The 18,302-nt window shown below is 68.1% G+C and carries 18 protein-coding genes and 2 pseudogenes; 17 read left to right on the top strand and 3 right to left on the bottom strand.

The annotated features are described in order from the left end of the window. Positions 1-140 precede the first annotated feature (140 nt). Positions 141-266 (top strand): annotated as a pseudogene (locus AB0M62_RS34055) (IS5/IS1182 family transposase); the annotation flags it as partial. A gap of 10 nt (positions 267-276) precedes the next feature. On the opposite strand, the gene AB0M62_RS34050 reads toward AB0M62_RS34055, so the two are convergent. Together AB0M62_RS34050 and AB0M62_RS34045 are read right to left on the bottom strand one after the other, a co-directional pair. Continuing rightward, positions 277-597, bottom strand: coding sequence for a hypothetical protein (locus AB0M62_RS34050; protein WP_366078203.1), 321 nt, complete (start codon positions 595-597; stop codon positions 277-279). A gap of 176 nt (positions 598-773) precedes the next feature. Beyond that, positions 774-2,108: a M14 family metallopeptidase gene (locus tag AB0M62_RS34045; protein WP_366078202.1), complete on the bottom strand. Its 1,335-nt coding sequence runs from the start codon at positions 2,106-2,108 to the stop codon at positions 774-776. A gap of 189 nt (positions 2,109-2,297) precedes the next feature. Between AB0M62_RS34045 and AB0M62_RS34040 the strand changes: the two genes are divergently transcribed. After that, positions 2,298-3,674, top strand: coding sequence for an Nramp family divalent metal transporter (locus AB0M62_RS34040; protein ID WP_366078201.1), 1,377 nt, complete (start codon positions 2,298-2,300; stop codon positions 3,672-3,674). A gap of 47 nt (positions 3,675-3,721) precedes the next feature. Here AB0M62_RS34040 and AB0M62_RS34035 read toward each other — a convergent pair whose 3' ends face one another. Then, a complete protein-coding gene (locus tag AB0M62_RS34035; protein ID WP_366078200.1) occupies positions 3,722-5,422 on the bottom strand; it encodes a glycosyl hydrolase family 18 protein in 1,701 nt (566 codons plus the stop codon). 462 nt (positions 5,423-5,884) lie between these two features. Here AB0M62_RS34035 and AB0M62_RS34030 point away from each other — a divergent pair, with 462 nt between their 5' ends. From AB0M62_RS34030 to AB0M62_RS33960, 15 genes and pseudogenes are all read left to right on the top strand, one after another. Next, on the top strand, positions 5,885-6,796 hold the full coding sequence (locus AB0M62_RS34030; RefSeq protein WP_366078199.1) for a hypothetical protein: 912 nt from the start codon (positions 5,885-5,887) through the stop codon (positions 6,794-6,796). 96 nt (positions 6,797-6,892) lie between these two features. Then, positions 6,893-7,603, top strand: coding sequence for a Flp pilus assembly protein CpaB (gene cpaB, locus AB0M62_RS34025; protein WP_366078198.1), 711 nt, complete (start codon positions 6,893-6,895; stop codon positions 7,601-7,603). A 7-nt stretch (positions 7,604-7,610) separates the two neighbouring features. Further along, entirely contained in the window at positions 7,611-8,867 is a 1,257-nt protein-coding gene (locus tag AB0M62_RS34020) for an AAA family ATPase (protein WP_366078197.1), read from the top strand. 7 nt (positions 8,868-8,874) lie between these two features. Beyond that, positions 8,875-9,258 (top strand): TadE family protein, encoded by a 384-nt coding sequence (locus AB0M62_RS34015; RefSeq protein ID WP_366078196.1) that lies wholly within the window; start codon positions 8,875-8,877, stop codon positions 9,256-9,258. After that, positions 9,255-9,620: a TadE/TadG family type IV pilus assembly protein gene (locus tag AB0M62_RS34010; protein ID WP_366078195.1), complete on the top strand. Its 366-nt coding sequence runs from the start codon at positions 9,255-9,257 to the stop codon at positions 9,618-9,620. Before AB0M62_RS34015 ends, AB0M62_RS34010 begins: the two co-directional genes overlap by 4 nt. Positions 9,621-9,669: 49 nt before the next feature. Next, the gene (locus AB0M62_RS34005) at positions 9,670-11,007 is read left to right on the top strand and encodes a CpaF family protein (protein WP_366078194.1); all 1,338 of its coding nucleotides are present in this window, start codon (positions 9,670-9,672) and stop codon (positions 11,005-11,007) included. A 102-nt stretch (positions 11,008-11,109) separates the two neighbouring features. Continuing rightward, the gene (locus AB0M62_RS34000) at positions 11,110-12,048 is read left to right on the top strand and encodes a type II secretion system F family protein (protein ID WP_366078193.1); all 939 of its coding nucleotides are present in this window, start codon (positions 11,110-11,112) and stop codon (positions 12,046-12,048) included. 19 nt (positions 12,049-12,067) lie between these two features. Continuing rightward, positions 12,068-12,955, top strand: coding sequence for a DUF5936 domain-containing protein (locus AB0M62_RS33995; RefSeq protein WP_366078206.1), 888 nt, complete (start codon positions 12,068-12,070; stop codon positions 12,953-12,955). Between the two features lie 46 nt (positions 12,956-13,001). Next, positions 13,002-14,336 carry a histidine kinase gene (locus AB0M62_RS33990; RefSeq protein WP_366078205.1) on the top strand — a complete coding sequence of 445 codons (1,335 nt, stop codon included), beginning with the start codon at positions 13,002-13,004 and terminating at the stop codon, positions 14,334-14,336. 148 nt (positions 14,337-14,484) lie between these two features. Next, a complete protein-coding gene (locus tag AB0M62_RS33985) occupies positions 14,485-15,501 on the top strand; it encodes a response regulator (RefSeq protein ID WP_366078192.1) in 1,017 nt (338 codons plus the stop codon). Between the two features lie 206 nt (positions 15,502-15,707). Further along, positions 15,708-15,938 carry a hypothetical protein gene (locus AB0M62_RS33980; protein WP_366078204.1) on the top strand — a complete coding sequence of 77 codons (231 nt, stop codon included), beginning with the start codon at positions 15,708-15,710 and terminating at the stop codon, positions 15,936-15,938. After that, entirely contained in the window at positions 15,938-16,576 is a 639-nt protein-coding gene (locus tag AB0M62_RS33975; protein WP_366078190.1) for a pilus assembly protein TadG-related protein, read from the top strand. The genes AB0M62_RS33980 and AB0M62_RS33975 overlap by 1 nt, the downstream gene beginning before the upstream one ends. A 94-nt stretch (positions 16,577-16,670) precedes the next feature. Further along, a complete protein-coding gene (locus tag AB0M62_RS33970; protein WP_366078189.1) occupies positions 16,671-17,204 on the top strand; it encodes a hypothetical protein in 534 nt (177 codons plus the stop codon). 8 nt (positions 17,205-17,212) lie between these two features. Next, on the top strand, positions 17,213-17,872 hold the full coding sequence (locus AB0M62_RS33965; RefSeq protein WP_366078188.1) for an OmpA family protein: 660 nt from the start codon (positions 17,213-17,215) through the stop codon (positions 17,870-17,872). A gap of 217 nt (positions 17,873-18,089) precedes the next feature. Next, a pseudogene (locus tag AB0M62_RS33960) lies at positions 18,090-18,302 on the top strand (hypothetical protein); the annotation flags it as partial.

Raw genomic sequence — 18,302 nt, 5'->3', positions numbered from 1 at the left:
GGCACAGCCGTGTCTCCTCCTGCCATCCCAGCCCACCCCCCTCGCCCGTCACAGCCCGCGCGCCCTGCAAACGACGGACGGCCGTGACCAGCGCCCATTCCCCGCCCCCGACTCGTCTATGTCTGCACTGCGGCTTGCTCCTTGAGCGAACCATCAACCGGCTCAAGAACTTCCGAGCCATCGCCACGCGCTACGACAAGAGGGCGTACGTCTTCCACGGGACGGTCACCGTGGCCTCGATCCGCCTATGGCTCCGCCCGGCGTGAAACGCCTCGTTCAGAGGTCCGTTGCGCCCGGATAGTGGCGGCGAAGTTCGCTGAGCACGCGCTCGTCGACAGCCCTGACGTCCCACAACGAGCTGTCGAATTCGGTCAGGACGACCACCAGCCTGTCCTCGGCGAACCCACGCGCTTCGGCGTCGATCAACTGGAGGAAGGGGGTCGTCAGCGACAACAGTCTCAACGTGTCCATGCCGGCGTCGGCAGACCTTCTCTCCATCTCGACACAACGAGGATCGACGATCTCGTCAAATTCGACGCGCCACGTCAGGCCCAGGCCGAAGCTGCCGAGGCGGACCAGTAGCTCAGCCAGGGTCACGTAGTGCTTTCCGTGCCAGGCAGGAAACGTGATCCCCTTCAAACACGACCCATCGGACAGGCCCTAGCGGCACCCCAGGCGCGACGGCCCCCGCGACGGACATGCGACGGGCGCCCCAGGATGAACAGCATCCCGGGGCGCCCTTCCCGTACGTACAGGCATCGAACGTGCGGGGATCAGCCCGTGCAGTACTGGGCTTCCTTGCCGATGGACCTGTACATGCAGTCCGCGTTCTCGACCAGTTGCAGCACCGCGTCGCGGTTGCGGCCGGTCTCGCGCTCGATCACCTCGTCGGGCGGATAGAAGCCGCCGCCCCCGAAGCCCTCCGGATACATCTCGAAGGTGTAGCCGAAGATCTTCTGGCTGCCCCACAGCCAGTCGTCGATCGACCCGTCCGTGATGTAGAGGTCGCTCGACTGCTCGGGTGTGTAGCCGTTGCTCGCGGCCATCTTCTGTCCGACGGTCGCGAAGGCGTCCCGGTCGTCCTGCGTCAGGCCGGGGGCGGTGTTGGCGGTGGTGTATCCGAACGGCCAGAGGACCAGTTCGCTGTACGTGTGGAAGTCGATGGCGGCTTTGATCTGCTGCTTTCCGCCGACGACCCGGCTGCGGACGAAGTCGGCGACGACCTTCACCTCGGGCGCGGACTCGGGGGCGGCGCCCCGGTAGGTCTCCGAGCCCTTGCTTCCGGAGGAGCCGCCGCAGCAGCCCCACTTGAAGTTCCAGTTGCGGTTCTCGTCCGTACCGATGGCGGAGGAGCCGGCGTTGGGCTGCCGGTTCTTGCGCCAGCTGCGGTACGAGCCGGAGGCGATGTCGTACTCCCCGCCGTCCGGGTTGAGGTCCGGCACGATCCAGATCTCGCGGCCGTTGACGGCGTTCCTGATCCGCGAGTCGGTCGCGTAGTCCTCACCGAACTCGCGCAGCAGGTAAAGCGCCATCTCGACGGTCAGATGCTCGCGCGCGTGCTGGTGATGGGTGAAAAGCACCTCGGGCTCGTTCTCGTCCGTCGCGACGTTGTCGCTGATCTTGATCGCGACGATGTCCCGGCCCTGATACGACTTGCCGATCACCCGCTTGCTCATGATGCCGGGGTACTGCGCGACGCGCTGGTCGATCTCCGCCGCCGCTTCGGCGTAGTTGTGGTACCTCGAGTCGGCCGGCGGGAAGTCCAGCGGCCGGACGGCGAGCCCGGCGCTGCGCTCCGGCGGTCCGGGCAGGGCCTTGAGCTTGTATCCGAGTGCTCGCAGCTTCCTGGCCTGTGCGGCATCGGCACTGACGACGACCGTGTGATCGTCGACCTCGTCGATGGACACCCCGGTGGCGGCGACCGCCGTACGGGCGGCGACGGTGGACGGCCCGTGGATCTCGTACTGCCTGACGTCCTCGTCGACGGTCGCGGTGGACGGCCGGGACGGGGGAGAGGCGGTGGCGGTGGCTGTGAGTGGTGCGGCAACTGCGAGGGCCAGTAAGGCCGTTAGGGTGGCGGCCTTTCTGCCTCTGATGCGAAGTCGCATGGGTTCTCCTGGAGTGTGGGGGTGGCTCCGCGCACAGCGTGCGCGCATGGCATGCTCCGGTCAAGAGGGCCTGGTGTGGTGATCCCGGGCGTCGCCACTTCCCGGCCACGCCCCCTTGCGCGCCGAGCCGCGCGGCGCTTGGGTGACGTGAGTCACATGAGGGGGCGATTGGGAAGGCGGCAGCCGGATATGGCGGGCACCACCGAGAACAGCGCGGAATACGGCGCGGAGAGCGGCCGAGAGAGCGTCGGGCAGGGCAGCGTGTCGGGAAGCGCGGCGGGCACGGGAGAAATCATCTCCCCGCCACGCGCCTCCAGCTGGAAATACATCGGCCCCGGCATTGTCGTGGCGGCGACGGGCGTCGGAGCCGGCGACCTCGTCGCGACGCTCATCGCGGGCAGCAAGTTCGGCTACACCCTCATGTGGGCCGCCGTCATCGGATGCGTCGTCAAGATCTCCCTCGCGGAGGCCGCCGGCCGCTGGCACCTCGCCACCGGCCGTACCCTCTTCGAGGGCTGGCACAGCATCGGCAGGTGGACCACGGTCTACTTCGCCATCTACGTCGTCATCTGGGGCTTTGTGTACGGGGCGACGGCGATGTCGTCCAGTGCCCTGCCGATCGTGGCGCTGTTCCCCGACGGACCCGGTCTCAAGACCTGGGCGATCGTCGCGGGCCTGGTCGGACTCGTGTTCGTCTGGTTCAACCAGTACGCCGTCTTCGAGAAGGTCATGACGGCACTGATCGGCGTGATGTTCGTGGTAGTCGTGTACGTCGCGATCCGAGTCGGCCCGGACCTCGGCGCCACCCTGGCGGGCATGGCCCCCGTCCTGCCGGACGGCTCCCTGCTCTACACCCTCGGTCTGATCGGCGGAGTGGGCGGCACCATCACCATGGCGGCGTACGGGTACTGGGTGAACGCCAAGGGGTGGACCGACTCGAGCTGGATGAAGGTGATGCGGCTGGACAACCGGGTCGCCTACATCACCACCGGCATCTTCGTCGTCGCGATGCTGATCGTCGGCGCCGAACTGCTGCACTCCTCCGGCATCGCCCTCACCAAGGGAGACCGGGGCCTGATCGACCTCGGCGCGATCCTCGAGGACCGTTACGGAACGGCCACCGCCAAGCTCTTCCTGGTCGGCTTCTTCGCGACGTCCTTCACCTCGCTCATCGGCGTCTGGCACGGCGTGAGCCTGCTGTTCGCGGACTTCGTGGAGCGGGTCCGGCGGGACCGCCGGGGAGTCCCTGTGGACAAGGGCACGGTGGAGGAGGTCGCGGCCGGGGCGAAGGAGCGCTCGTTGCCCTTCCGGGTGTATCTGCTCTGGCTGACGTTCCCGCCGATGGCCCTGCTCTGGCTGGACCAGCCCTTCGGCCTGGTCGTCGTCTACGGCGTACTGGGCGCCTTCTTCATGCCGTTCCTGGCGCTCACCCTGACCTGGCTGCTCAACTCCTCCCGGACCCCGCAGGAGTGGCGCAACGGCATCCTGAGCAACGTCATGCTGACGGCGGCCGGCCTGCTGTTCATCGTGCTGTGCGTCCAACAGGTACGGGAACTGCCCTGGTAGCGCCCGGCCGGGAGGACGGGGCGCCACCAGGGGTCACGGCTGCCTGCCTACGGGAGGTTGTGGACGTGCGGGCCCACCGCGTTGGACCAGGCGTTGCCGGCCTTCGCATCCCAGTTGGTGGACCAGGTCATCGCCCCGCGCAGCCCGGGGTAGGTCCTGGCCGGCTTGAACGAACCGCAGTTCGTGCCACGGGCCAGGCAGTCCAGGGCGTTGTTCACGATCGACGGCGAGACATAGCCGCTTCCCGCGCCGCTCGGTGAGGCGGGCAGGCCCAGGCCTACCTGCGAGGGTGCCAGACCGCCCTCGAGCTGGATGCAGGCCAGCGCGGTGAGGAAGTCGACCGAGCCCTGCGAGTACACCTTGCCGTCACAGCCGAGCATCGAACCGCTGTTGTAGTACTGCATGTTGACGACGGTCAGGATGTCCTTGATGTTGAGCGCCGTCTTGAAGTACTCGTTCGACGTCGACTGCATGTCGATGGTCTGCGGCGCCATCGTGATGACGAGGCCCGGGCCCGCCTTCTGGGAGAGCGAACGCAGCGCCTGTGTCATGTAGGTGGAGTTGAGCCCGTTCTCCAGGTCGATGTCGACGCCGTTGAAGCCGTATTCCTGCATCAGTGCGTGGACGGAGTTGGCGAAGTTCGCCGCGGAGGCGGAGTCGTTGACCGTGATGGTCCCCTTCTCACCGCCGATCGAAATGATGACGGACTTGCCCGCCGCCTTCTTGGCCGCCACGTCGGCCTTGAACTGGGCGACCGTGTAGCCGCCGAGCCCGGCGGAGTCGAGGTTGAAGGTGACGGCCCCGGGCGTCGTGGTGGCATCCGCGAAGGAGACGGCGATGATGTCGTACTGCGCCTGGACATCGCTCAGCTTCTGGACTGTCGCGCCGTTGTTGAAGTTCTGCCAGTAGCCGGTCACCGCGTGCTTGGGCACACCGGGCCCGGGACCCGGGTCCCCGCCGCCCGTGGTCGTGCCGGTCACCGCCGCCGACTTGGCGGACTCGCCCGCGCCGTTGGTCGCGGTCACCTGGAACTGGTACGAGGTGGACGCGGACAGTCCGCCGACCGTGGCCGAAGTCCCGGTCGCCGCCGAGACCTTGGTGCCGTTGCGGTAGACGTTGTAGCCGGTGGCTCCACTCACCCCGTTCCACGACAGGGCCACGGACGAGGAGGTCGTCGTCCCCACCGCGAGTCCGGCGGGCGCGGCCGGAATGCCGGGCTCGGGGTCGGTGCCCCCGCCGCCGTCGGGACCGACGACGGTGAGGTCGTCGGCGAAGTACGCGGCCTGCCCGTACCAGCCGTGCGTGTAGACCGTCACGGAGGTGGTGTTCGCCCCGGTCGTGAAGGTGGTGGTCAGCTGCTGCCAGGCCGAACCGCCCGGTGTCCACGTGGAGACGTCGGTGGTCCCGGTGCCGCTCGCGCCGAGGTAGACGTAAGAGCCCTGGACCCAGGAGCTCAGCCGGTACGTCGAGTTGGCCTTGACGGCGACCGTCTGCGAGCACTTGGCGTTGTCCTGCCCGGCCGGGGTTCCCTTCAGGGCCGCGGCGCCGCCGTGCACGGGGGAGGAGACCGTGGCGCCGCTGCCGGACGAACAGGTCCAGTTGGCGAGCCCCGACTCGTAGCCGCCGTTCTTGGCGACGTTCACGTCGGCGGCCTGGGCGGTCCCGGCGATGCCGGTGACGGTGAGAGCGGAGGCTGCGGCGAATGCAAGAACTCCGCCGAACCATCTCGTGCCTGTGGTGCGGTCCACTACTGCCTCCGTGGGGGATGGGGAGGGGGAAGTGCATGGGAGAGACGACGGTGGCCACCGCTGCTGGGCGACCAAACTGGTCCAGACCAATAGGGTTGTCAAGACCTCTAGCGCCGATTCGTGCACGACGGCTGCCGACCGGCGACCCCGGATGTCCACGGCCGGGGGCGGGGATGCGGGTCGCGGCCCGGGCCCGTGGCGTCGTCGCGCCCCTCACCCTCTGTGGATCATGGTCACACCGGGCGTTATGCCGACCCTGCGTGCGTATGGCCGTCGGCGCCCGGCCAAGATCGCGTGAATACCGCAAAGTTGGGGGTTCTCCCTGCGTAAGACACGGATAAAGTGCAGGTGCAGGAGCACACCGTTGGGGCGACGGCGGCGCGACCCGGCCATCGGCGTCGGTGTTCGCCTGATGCTCAGCGCTGCGACCACTGCCGCGACTACTTCCGGGGGGAACGAGACGTGCCGATCGCGATAGCCGTCACCAGTGCCGATCTGGTGCTGCCTCCCCAGGACCCGCACACCCCCCTGGCCGCCGTACTCAAATCCCCGGACAAGCTGCCTCTCGAAGGCTCGCTCGCCGAAATGAACTCCCTGCTCGAACAGCACGGCTATGTGGTCGCCGTCTACCCGGCCTCACTTCCGGCGGCTGTTCCGCAGCGGCTGCACACCGTCCGCAGCATTCTGGAGAGCGACCGGATCGCGCTGCTGGAACTAGATCTCCCACCCCTTGGAATCGCCCTGCTGGTACGGCAGTTACGGCAGCTCTCGATTTGCGACTTCAGCCCCGGAGTGATCGCATCCGCGGCACGCCTGCTCTCGCACTACATCTACTCCGGCGCGCTGCTCGGCTCGGTCGCCAGACTCGACCGCGTACCGGTCGGTCTCAAGTCCCACGCCAAGTCCTGGGTGCCCGGGTCGCAGTTCGCCGTACTGGCCAATCCGACCCCCCAGCTGATCAAGCTGGGCGGGCCGGCGGCCGGTGTCCTCGCGGGCCCCGAGTTCGGTACGCATCTGCTGTTCGCGCAGGGACAACTCCAGTCCGACTGGGTCACGGAGACGCTCGCCCCAGCCTGGCAGGTCCAGGGCGTACAGGAGACCCTGGTCCCCGCGGACTCGGCGGGCTGGTGGGCGACGCCCCGTCTGATCGAGTTCGCGGCGGCGATCCCCGACATCTCCGTCCTCTATCAGCTGGTGTCCTCCGTCAGACGAGAGAAGTGCCGATGGTGCGGTCTCGAACTCATAGGAGACCGCTGCGGATTCTGCTCCTCACCACTCACCCCGCCGGCACCACCGCCGCCGGCCGGGGTGAACGCTGTGAACGCCTTGCCGCCGACGGGCGAGAACCAGCACGCCGCACACCACCGTCCATGAATATGCGCCACCCCGCTCGACGTCCGTTCGCCAAACGTCCCCTGATCGCCAAACGTCCCTGATGGTTAAACGTCCCTGATCGAGGTTCTCCGGCCCATGAACTCACGCCAGCGCCGCGGCGTCATCCTGCTGCTCCTGTCGGTCCTCTGCGCCTTCGGTGCGTTCGCCGGCGTTCTTTCAGTGATCAGCGATGTGAATTCGAAGGTCGGACCCGAGGTGTCCGCGTACCGGCTGAAGAGTGACATCGCGGCGTACAACAGGCTGGAGGAAGGGCAGTTCGAGAAAATCCGGATGCCCAAACGGTGGCTTTCCGCGAATGCCGTGACGGACCTTTCCGTGGTCAACGGAAAGATCGCCGTCACTCCGCTGAAGAAAGGCTCTCTGCTCCAGTCGGACATGATCGTCAAGGAGCCCGAACTCAAGCCGGGTGAGCAGGAGATCGCCATCATGATCGACGCGGCGACCGGAGTCGCCGGCAAGATCAGACCGGGCAACAAGGTCAACATCCTCGCCACCTTCCCTGGCGAGAAGGACGGCCTGCCGTCCCGCTCCGTGATCATCGTGGCCAACGCCCGGGTCGTCGACGTCGGCCGGCTCACGCCCCTGGAGCCGGGCAGCAACGACCGCCGCCGGCAGCAGGCCGCGGAAGCGGTGCCGATCACCTTCGCCCTCCCCACCAAGGACGTCCAGCGTGTCGCGTACGCGGAGTCCTTCGCCGAGCACGTGCGCCTCGCCCTGCTCGCCCCGGGCACCGACACCTCGCTCCTCCCGGGCGATCGCACCTACACCCTTGACGGGGACAAGTGAGGCTCGGATGACCACTCGCATCCTCCCGGCCGTCGGTGATGCCGACGCCGCCCGGTCCATCACCACTCTCCTCAGCCAGCTCCCGAACGCCGAGCCGGCCGCACCCGTCGTGGACTCCACCTCCTTGCTCGACACCCTCGCCAGGCTGGCCGGGGAGTCGATCGACGAACTGCCCGAGGTGGTCCTCGTACACGAGCGGATAGGTCCCGTACCAGCCCTGGAGCTGATCCGGGAGGTGGCCCTCCGCTTCCCGGCCGTCGGTGTCGTACTCGTCACCACGGACGCCGGCCCCGCCCTCTTCTCGGCCGCCATGGACTCCGGCGCCCGCGGCCTGATCGGCCTGCCGCTCTCGTACGAGGAACTGGCCGCACGCGTGCAGGCCGCCGCGCAGTGGTCCGTAGGCGTACGCCGGCACCTCGGCAAGGGCGGCGACGTCTTCACCGGCCCCGGCGGCACCGTGGTCACCGTCACCGGTGCCAAGGGCGGCGTCGGTACGACCTTCGCCTCCGTACACCTGGCCCTGGCGGCACAGGCGTCGGGCCGACGCGTGGCGCTGGTGGACATGGACCTCCAGGCCGGTGACGTCGCCTCGTACCTGGACGTGCAATTCCGCCGGTCGATCGCCGACCTCGCCGGCATCCAGGACATTTCGCCACGGGTACTCCAGGACGCGGTGTACGACCACAGGACAGGGCTCGCTCTGCTGCTCGCGCCCGGCGAGGGCGAACGGGGCGAGGAGGTCAACGACCGGGCCGCCCGCCAGATCGTCAGCGCGGTGCGCAACCGCTACGAGGTGGTGGTCGTCGACTGCGGCACCCAGATGAACGGCGCGAACGCCGCGGCGATCGAAATGGCGGACGTGGCGGTCCTGATCACCACACCGGACGTGGTGGCGGTGCGCGCCGCCAAGCGGATGGTGCGGATGTGGGAGCGGCTCCAGGTGCGCAAGGCGGAGGAGACCGTGACCGTGGTCAACCGCCACACGAGGAACACCGAGATCCAGCCCTCCCTGATCGAGAAGATCACCAAGACCCGGGTGGCGCGTACCGCCGTTCCGGCGAACTTCAAGGAGCTCCAGGCGGTGGTCGACGCCGGGCGGGTGCAGGACCTGGACAGCCGGAGCGTGGTGAAGCAGGCGCTGTGGGGGCTGGCCGGGGAGCTCGGGCTGGTGAAGGTGCCGGAAGGGCCGGAGAAGCCAGGCAAGTTCCGGGGCGACCGAGGCTCGATCGGAATCCGGCGGCGCCGGACCGAGAAGGAGCAGTGAGTGACCTATGACGGTCTGGAAGGTCTGGAAGGTCCGCAGGACACGAAGGTGGGGCGACCGGGGTCAGACGGCGATCGAGTTCGTGGGCGTGACCCCGCTGATCATCCTGACCCTGGTGGTCCTGTGGCAGTGCGCACTGATCGGCTACACCTTCAGCCTCGCCGGCAACGCGGCGGACATGGGGGCGCGGGCCGGTGCGGTGGGGGACGACTGCGGGGCGGCCATGGCGAAGGACCTGCCGGACGCCTGGGACATCGAAGGCGGTTGCGAGGAGACCGCCGGCATCGTCAGGGCGAGGGCCACGCTCCAGGTCCCCGTACTCGTACCAGGCGTCCTCAACTTCCCGATGGCCGTGCGGGGCGAGGCGGGCGCCGCGAAGGAGACCCCATGAGCAGCCGTAGGAGAGCGTGGCGCGAGCGCGGTCAAGTCGCCGTCGAGTACGTGGGATTCATCCCACTGCTGCTGATCGTCGCGCTGATCGCCATCCAGGTCGGTATCGCGGGCTACGCCATGTCGCAGGCGAGCACGGCGGCCAGAACCGCGGCCCGTGTGGCCGGCCAGGACGATCCGGTGGCCGACCCGGAGGCGGCAGGCAAGGCGGCGATCAGCGGCTGGCTGGCGGACGGGACCGAGCTGGAGGGCGGAGCCTCCGGCGACGAGGCCACTTACACGGCCACGGTCCAGATCCCGTCACTCATCCCGGTGTTCGACTTCGGAGCGGCCACGCGATCGTCCACGATGCCACGCGACTGAACAGCGCACGGAGTACGGCGGTTACCCAGGCAATCCGAGGAGTGCACCCATGAGTCTGCGGGCACGCGTCACCGCCCCCGACGAGCACGGCGGGGGGAGGGAGGACGGCCACCTGGTCGCCTCCTACCGCGCCAAGCTCCTCGAGGAGATCGACCTCGCGGAGATGTCCTCGCTCGCGACGGCCGAGCGGCGGGCGCGCCTGGAGCGCGTACTGGGCCACATCATCAGCCGCGAGGGCCCGGTGCTCTCCACGGTCGAACGCTCACAGCTCATCCGTCGCGTCGTGGACGAGGCGCTCGGCCTCGGCGTCCTGGAACCCCTCCTCGAAGACGCGTCCATCTCCGAAATCATGGTCAACGGACCCGACCAGATCTTCGTCGAGCGGGGCGGCCGGGTCGAGCAGCTCCCCCTGCGCTTCGCTTCCAACGAGCAGCTGATGCAGACCATCGAACGCATCGTCTCCACCGTCAACCGCCGTGTGGACGAGGCGAACCCGATGGTCGACGCCCGTCTCCCGTCCGGCGAGCGCGTCAACGTGATCATCCCCCCGCTGTCCCTGACCGGTCCCACCCTGACCATCCGGCGCTTTCCCCGGGCCTTCACCCTGCGGGAAATGATCAACCTCGGCTCGCTCGACGACCAGATGCTGCTTCTGCTCGCGGGTCTCGTCCAGGCCAAGATGAACCTCATCGTCTCGGGCGCCACCGGCACCGGCAAGACGACCCTCCTCAACGCGCTCTCCGGCCTCATCCCGGAGGGCGAGCGCATCATCACCATCGAGGACTCCGCCGAACTCCAGCTCCAGCAGGCGCACGTCATCCGCCTGGAGACCCGGCCGCCGAACGTCGAGGGCAAAGGCCAGATCACCATCCGCGACCTGGTCCGCAACTCCCTGCGTATGCGGCCCGACCGCATCATCGTGGGCGAGGTCCGCGGCGGCGAAACACTCGACATGCTCCAGGCGATGTCCACCGGTCACGACGGCTCGCTGGCCACCGTCCACGCCAACAGCGCGGAGGACGCGCTGATGCGCCTGCAGACCCTGGCTTCGATGTCCGAGGTGGAGGTGCCCTTCGAAGCACTCCAGGACCAGATCAACAGCGCGGTCGACGTCGTCGTGCAGCTGACCCGCCACGGCGACGGCTCCCGCCGGATCACCGAGATCGCCATCATCGACTCACACGGCCGCGACCCCTTCCGCATCACCTCCGTCTGCCGCTTCGTGGCCCAGCCGATGGCCGCGGACGGCAGGGTCTACGGGCACTTCGAGTACTACCCGCTCCCGCGCCGTATCGCCGAACGCCTCTACATGAACAACCAGCCGATCCCGCAGGCGTACGGGGTCGCCGTCTCCGAGAAGCAACTCGCCACCAGGGAAGCCACGTAGCCGCCCAGCGGGCCGACACCGCCCAGCGGGCGGCCGTCCGCAGCCGGCCGCCCGCACACCAGCCAACTGCCCGCCATCCGACCAGGAAGCCGACCACCAGCCATGAACAACATCGCGCTACTCACGATCGGGGTCACCCTGCTGGGCTGCCTCCTCGTGGTCATGGGCGTGCATGCCTACTCCTCGGGCAAGGCACAGCGCGCGGCCCTCGTCGACCGCCTCTCGATGACCGGCCAGCTGCCCGCCGCCGGCCGCGAGCGCCGGTTCCGTGGGGTGGACCGGCGGCTGCGGAGGACCGCCCTCGGCAAGAGGATCGAGCTGAAGCTCGCAGCGACGGGCCTGGACCTCACTCCGGGCGAATTCTTCGTCTACATGGTGGCGGGCGTGGCGGGCCTGTGGCTGATCGCGGCGTCCATGCTCGCCTCGTTCTTCGGCCCGGTGGCCGGACTGATCGGCCTGTGGGCCGCCAACGCCTTCCTCAACTGGCAGCGCAACAAGCGCATCGAGAAGTTCATCAACCAGCTCCCCGAGCTCTCCCGGATCCTCGCGAACGCCACGCAGGCCGGTCTCGCGCTGCGTACGGCAATCAGCATGGCGGCGGAGGAGCTGGAGGCGCCGGCCGGCGAGGAACTGTCCCGGGTCGCCGACCGCCTGGCGGTGGGCCATTCCATCGACGACGCCCTGGGCGAACTGGCCGAACGCCTGCCGTCTCGCGAACTCGTCGTCCTGGTCACCACCCTCGTCCTCTCCAACCGGGCCGGCGGCGCGATCGTCGGCTCGTTGCGCAACCTCACCGTGACGCTGGAGGAGCGCAAGGAGACGCGGCGCGAGGTCAGGACGCAGCTGTCGCAGGTGACGGTGACGGCGTACGCGATTCCGGTCTTCGGACTCGGCTCGCTGCTCCTCCTCGACGCGATCATGCCGGGCGCGCTCGACCGTATGACCGGCGCCCTGATCGGCCAGGCCGCCGTGCTCATCTCGATCGCCCTGTACGCCGTCGGCTTCGCGGTCATCCGCCGCCTGTCGAAGATCGACGTCTGAGGGAGGGGTGGACATGGGACTGGGACTGCTGCTCGCATGCGTGATCGGGCTGAGCGTCATGGGCGCGATCCACGGCATCCGGATGTACCGTGCCGACGCCAAGCTGCCCGGCGACCTGGCGCTCGCGCTGGAGGTCGGCGCCACCCGTACGACCGCGGTCGGATCCGGCATCGACCGGCTCGGCATGCGGTGGGCCCCCACTGTCCTGCGGATGATGGGACCCAAGCAGGTCAACAAGAAGCGCAAGCAGATCGACATGGCCGGAAACCCGGCGGGCCTGACCATCGACCGCTATGCCGCGCGCCGCGCCGTCTACGGCCTCCTGGGCCTCCTCGGCGCCTTCTCGATGATCATCCGGGGGCAGGTCATCCTTTCCCTCCTCATGATCGCCTTCGGTCTGTTCTGGATCGAGGTCGGCATCTGGTCGGCGATCCGCGTGCGCAAGGACCACATCGAGCGCACCCTGCCCGACTTCCTCGACGTCCTCGCGGTCGTCGTGAGCGCCGGGCTGGGCTTCCGGCAGGCGCTGGAACGCGTATCGGAGAAGTACCAGGGGCCATGGTCCGACGAACTCCGCATCACCCTGCGCCAGATGGACATGGGAGTAGGCCGACGGCAGGCCTTCGAGCAACTGCGCAAGCGCAACGACTCCGAGCAGGTCGCTCAGTTCGTCACCGCCCTCCAGCAGGGCGAGGAGCTGGGTGCGCCCATCGTCGACACGCTCATCCAGATCGCCGACGACATGCGACGAACGGACGCACAGAACGCCCGCCGCAAGGCGTCCAAGGCCGTCCCGAAGGCGACCTTCGCCGTCACCACCTTCATGCTGCCGGGCACGCTGATCCTGCTCGTCTGCGGTTTCGTCTACGGCGCGGACGTCGACTTCGGCGCCATCACGGGAGGCTGACCGTGAAAGAGCAGGTACCGGGCTCATGACGATGCAACTCGGCCGCATGCGCGGCGAGCTGACGGCCGGCCGAGCCGGTGGCAGGCCACGGGAGGCACTCCCCGCCCTGCCACTCCAGGTGAACGCGCTGCAAGCCATGTGCCGTCAGGTCTTCGGCTTCCGGCTGGCGATGATCGGGATCGGCACGCCCTTCGCCCTGGAAGGGACCGAGCGGGGCCTCGCCACGTGGCTGGTGGGCGGCGCGGTGGTGATCACGTTCATGGGCTCGTACGTCCTTTTCCGGGACTGGGAACGCTTCGGACCACTGCTTCTCCGGCACCCCTGGCTGCTCGCCGTCGACATGGTCTTCAGCAGCCTGCTGCTCCTCACCGCCACACCGGAATCCACCCTCGGCTACGTCACGGTGTGCACGCCCCTGCTCGCCGGACTGGTCTACGGCTGGCGGGGTGCGGCGTACTTCGCCGCCCTCCAGGCGCTGATCCTCGCCGGGGTCTACGCCGTCGACGAGAAACTCGAAGCCTCGGCCTCCAGCGCGCTGATGCTCCCCGGCTTCTGCATCATCGCCGGGGCGGTCGGCGTGACCCTGCGCAACCTGATGTTCCGCTTCGGTACGGCGAGCCAGGCCCTGACCGAGACACGTGCCCGTCTGGCGGTGTCCGAGGCGGTCGGCGACGAGCGCGCACGGCTGGCCCGCGAGATGCACGACTCGGTCGCCAAGACCCTGCACGGCCTGGCCCTCGCCGCCGACGGGCTCGCCTCCTCGGCCGACCGGATGGACCCGCGCACGGTGAAGCACCAGGCCGAACTCGTCGCGCGGTCCGCCCGGCGGGCGGCCTCCGAATCGCGTGAGCTCCTCGCGGACCTGCGGCGCGAGGGCGACCTGGACACCACGGGCATACACGTCGCCGAAGAACTGGGCGCGCGCGTCAGTGCCTTCACCCGGCAGACGGGCATCGCCGCGGAGTTCCGCCCGCTCGGCCCGGCGCCCGTTCCCGCCATCCCCCACGCGGTGGCCCGCCAGCTCCTGACCGTGGCCTCGGAAGCCCTGGAGAACTCCCACCGTCACGCCCACGCGACCCATGTCACCGCCGAGGCCGGAATCCACGACGGCATGCTCCGGATCAGCATCCGCGACAACGGCCGGGGCCTGCCGCCCGGCACCACCCTCGACGAGCTCCGCCGGTCGGGCCACTTCGGCCTCGTCGGCATGGTCGAGCGGGCCGCCGGCATAGGGGCCCGCATCCGCATCGGCCGGGGCCGTGCGGCGTCCGGCACCGAAGTCAGGCTCGACCTCCCGCTGGCTGCCCTGGGCCTGGACCCGACGGGCACCACCCCCATCACGCCACCCCCTCCATCCGTCCCGCTCATGAACTGGCCGTGACCCGGAAGGTGAGGTCGGGGGACGTCGGCCAGGTGCCCCGACCCAGAGCATCGACCGGTACCTCGACCAGCCTCGCCCTAGCCCCAGACCCGACCCGGCCCCAGACACAGACCCAGGACTCTCCGACCTTCCGAGAGGAGGCCGCACCATGCCGGACGAAACGTCCCCCGCCCCAGGGCAGCACTCGGTGTCGTCCCACGTGTCCCAGCACACGTCCTCGCACACCGCGCCTCTCCACTCCGACCCCACTCCGACACCAGCCCCCGCGTCCACGCCCTTCCCCGACCCCTTCAGCCAGGCGCCGCTTCGGGTGGTCGTCGCCGACGACAACCCGGTCGTCCGGGCGGGCCTGACCGTCCTGCTCGGCGGGCGCGACGACATCCAGGTCGTCGCCGAAGCCGCCGACGGCCGCGAGGCCCTCCGGATTACGGAGCAACTCCGCCCGGACGTGGTACTGCTCGATGTCCGTATGCCCGGCGTCGACGGCATATCCGCGCTGCCGTACCTGGTGCAGGTGGCGCCGGTGATGATGCTGACGTACAGCCGCGAGAGCGAGATCGTGCGGGAGGCGCTGCGACTCGGTGCGGGCGGATACCTGGTCCACGGCGAGTTCACCGCCGACCAACTCGTCGGCGCGGTGAGGGACGTCAGGGAGGGCCGCGCGCATTTCACGGCCACGGCCGCGAGCGCGTTGCTCGCCCAGGTACGCGACGGCGGAACCCAGCACCAGCAACTCCCGGACGGGCTGGGCCAACAAGGTGCGACTGCACATGGTGTTCCACCGCAGCCCTTGCCAGGCCGGCATCAAGGGCCGCCCCAGCAGGCGGCGCCGCATGAATCGACTTTATTCAATCCGAGCCAAAACACTTCGCAGACGCAACCCGGTATGGGACAGTCGTCCGAACAGCACCGCAACAACACGGATTTCGGGCTCAGTTCGAGGGAGGCGGAGGTGATGGACCTGATCGCTTCGGGGATGAACAATCAGCAGATCGCCGCCACCTGCTTCATCAGCGAGAAGACTGTGAAGAACCACATCAACCGCATCTTCGCCAAGCTGCACAGCACCAGCCGCAGTGAAGCGATCGCGATGTGGCTGGGCACGGTCCACAGCACGGGCGGCGCCGGGACAGGGCACGGAAGGGGGTTCGGCGGCCATGGGTGAGCGGGGAAGGGCCCAAGCATGGCTTTGGGCCTCGGATTGGGCCCTGGGACCCTCCGGCGATCCGGGCGTTCCGACGTACGTTTCTCGTGCCGAAGGGGGCACCGGCCAGGAGGAAGCCGGTACCACCGGAGGCCCTGACGAGACTTGTGCGTCGGCCGCAGCCCGGCCGGCCGGACCCGGAGGAGATTCCCATGTCGAACAACCCGATGCTGAAGGCGACCGTCGACACCAAGATCCGCGTGAACGGCTGGGCCAACACGGCGATCACGAAGATCCAGACGCGGTACGAGACGAAGGACCGCGGCCAGACGGCGTTCGAGTACCTGGGCATCATCCTGGTGGTCGTGGCGATCATCGGCGGCATCGTGGCTTCGGGTATCGGGGGTGCGATTCAGGCGCGCATCGAGGGACTCGTCGACACGATCACGGCTGGATAGTGCCACCGCGCTTCCGCGGCGACCAAGGGCAGGCCTTCCCCATCTACATCATGATGGTGGCGGGTCTGCTCTTTCTCGCGCTCGCCTTCTTTGCTGTCGGGCAAGCGTCGGCGACCCGCAATGGTGCACAGGGCGCGGCCGATGCGGCAGCACTCGCTGCGGCCCAAGAAGCCCGCAACAACTTGCTCCCGGGCTTCGACCTCGAACTCCTCGACCCTGAGGGCTGGCAGGATCTTCTCCACGGCGGCGGGTTCGACCTGGCCGGTAGCTGTGGACGAGCTGCTGATCTCGCGGCTGCCAATGACTCGACGATCACCGACTGTCCGCCTCCCACGCTGACAAACGAGTTCACCATCGAGATCGAGAGCAACTACACGGTGGGTAACTCGGTGATCCCAGGCACGGAGGTGAGGCGCGCCACCGCCTTGGCCACAGCCGTCATTGAGCCTCGGTGCGGTCTGGTGACGCCTGCCGCCCCGGGCAACGAACGGCCACCAGGTGCAGACGAGGACGGAGAGGAGCCCGTGCCAGTCGAGTTCACTTGTGACGGTGGCGAGATGGTGGAGTTTGACCCGCTGCATCCCACCCCTTGGCTCGACTTGGGGAAGCTCCTCTTCTCGGTGCACCTGGTCGACTGACAGCGAATGACAAGCAAAGGAAACGGCACTCATGAGCATTCGGCACACTACGAAGGCCCGAAGGGGAGCGGCAGCGGTCGTGACAGTAGCTGCTATGGCCCTCGCTGTGGCCGGTTGCGGCAGTGACGACAAGAAGGAGCCGGACACGGCATCTTCACCACATTCCACCGCGGACAAGGGGAAGTCGCCAGAAGGTACTCCAGCGGACGAACAGCCGGATCCCAGCGTGAAGCTCGCTGAGCTGATGGGCCCAAAGGGAATCTTGTTCACCATCAATTCCGTCGAGCGTAATTCCGGTGGATTCGTAACAGTTAGCGGTCAGATCAGGAACGAGGGAAGCTCCCTCTTCACGGAACGACAGCCCTGGAAGGGCAATGAGACCGAGATCCTGAGGGGCAGTGGAAACTCGGTTGGGGGCGCCACGCTGACTGACCAGGTGGGCAAGAAACGCTACTACGTCCTGCGTGACACCGATGGGCGGTGCCTGTGCAGCTCGGGCATCAACCCGATCAAGCCCGGCGAGACCATTCCCGTCTTCATGCAGTTCCCTGCGCCGCCTGAGGGGACAGAGGAGGTCGACTTCTTCCTCCCGACCTTCCCCACCGCCAAGCTGAAGATCTCCGGGTGATCGTCCCCATGACACACACTCCTTTGTGCACTGGTCCAGCGCGCTATGCCACCGCTGCTGTGGCCTCGGCGGTCCTGATCTCCGGCGTCCACCTGTTCGCGGCGACAAGTGCCCAAGCTGACGACAAGCCGAGCGTGCCGCCCGGTACCGAGGCGTCGGCCGAGCCGCCGGTTGAGGTCGACAGCAATGCCCCCGGCCTGAAGATGGCGGCCGGAGCAACCCTCGCGGAGCCCAAGGTCCTCGACATCAAGCAAGTCGTCGAAGACCTGGGCGGCGAGGAGCGGCGCGAGGACACCAACGCCGACATCAAGCTCGCGCTCCAAGCGGAAGTCCTGTTCCCCAAGGACAGCGCCAAGCTCAGCAGTGCCGCAACCGCCCGCATCCAAGCCATCGCCGACGAGATCAAGAAGCAGGACGCGAACAGGGTCCGCGTCTTCGGGTTCACCGACAACCTGGGCTCCTCCGCCCACGGTGACGTTCTCTCGAAGCAGCGCGCCGACGCCGTTCACGGCGTGCTGACCCAGGCGCTCAACGACGCCGGCGTCACCTACGAGGTGCGCGGCTACGGCGAGCAGTACCCCATCGCCGACAACAACAGCGAAGAAGGCCGGAAGAAGAACCGCCGCGTGGAGGTCTCCTTCCCGCGTGGCGAAACATCCCAGAACTGATACTCGCCCTGGCCAGGTTGTAGGGTCTCAGATTTCGCGGCACAGTCTGATCTCCGATGGCACATCGGCGGCACTTATGCCGTCTTCGTGAGACTCGCTGGTCGGGGTTCTCACCCTTTCGGATGGCGGGGTTCCGGCCCGCTCCGCCCGTCAGTGCCTGGCTGACACCCTTGGCTGTACGGGTCGTTGCCCGTGGGGTGGGTGTACGCGATGGACAGTGTCCGTGGTGGAGGGGCAGGCCCGCAAACGCATCCCGGACTACATCTTGACCACTGAGCAGGGTCCGGTAGTGGTGGATGTGAAGCCGCACTGCCGGCTGTCCACCCCAGTGGTGACGTTCACGTTCGCGTGGACCCGGCAGGCGGTCGAGTCGCGTGACGGGCGCTCAGCGCCTCGTCTCGTACCTGGTCAGGATCACGCCGCAGGGAAG

Source organism: Streptomyces sp. NPDC051219 (assembly GCF_040682335.1).
Lineage (GTDB): Bacteria > Actinomycetota > Actinomycetes > Streptomycetales > Streptomycetaceae > Streptomyces.
This window is presented reverse-complemented; position numbering and strand designations above follow the sequence as displayed.

Bases quoted from the DNA above. Each gene is read 5' to 3' on its own strand.
- AB0M62_RS34020 (WP_366078197.1), top strand. From the start codon at position 7,611: ATGACCACTCGCATCCTCCCGGCCGTCGGTGATGCCGACGCCGCCCGG.
- AB0M62_RS33985 (WP_366078192.1), top strand. From the start codon at position 14,485: ATGCCGGACGAAACGTCCCCCGCCCCAGGGCAGCACTCGGTGTCGTCC.
- AB0M62_RS33965 (WP_366078188.1), top strand. From the start codon at position 17,213: ATGACACACACTCCTTTGTGCACTGGTCCAGCGCGCTATGCCACCGCT.
- AB0M62_RS34010 (WP_366078195.1), top strand. From the start codon at position 9,255: ATGAGCAGCCGTAGGAGAGCGTGGCGCGAGCGCGGTCAAGTCGCCGTC.
- cpaB (WP_366078198.1), top strand. From the start codon at position 6,893: ATGAACTCACGCCAGCGCCGCGGCGTCATCCTGCTGCTCCTGTCGGTC.
- AB0M62_RS33990 (WP_366078205.1), top strand. From the start codon at position 13,002: ATGCGCGGCGAGCTGACGGCCGGCCGAGCCGGTGGCAGGCCACGGGAG.
- AB0M62_RS34015 (WP_366078196.1), top strand. From the start codon at position 8,875: ATGACGGTCTGGAAGGTCTGGAAGGTCCGCAGGACACGAAGGTGGGGC.
- AB0M62_RS34040 (WP_366078201.1), top strand. From the start codon at position 2,298: ATGGCGGGCACCACCGAGAACAGCGCGGAATACGGCGCGGAGAGCGGC.
- AB0M62_RS34045 (WP_366078202.1), bottom strand. From the start codon at position 2,108: ATGCGACTTCGCATCAGAGGCAGAAAGGCCGCCACCCTAACGGCCTTA.
- AB0M62_RS33970 (WP_366078189.1), top strand. From the start codon at position 16,671: ATGGCCCTCGCTGTGGCCGGTTGCGGCAGTGACGACAAGAAGGAGCCG.
- AB0M62_RS34000 (WP_366078193.1), top strand. From the start codon at position 11,110: ATGAACAACATCGCGCTACTCACGATCGGGGTCACCCTGCTGGGCTGC.
- AB0M62_RS33980 (WP_366078204.1), top strand. From the start codon at position 15,708: ATGCTGAAGGCGACCGTCGACACCAAGATCCGCGTGAACGGCTGGGCC.
- AB0M62_RS34005 (WP_366078194.1), top strand. From the start codon at position 9,670: ATGAGTCTGCGGGCACGCGTCACCGCCCCCGACGAGCACGGCGGGGGG.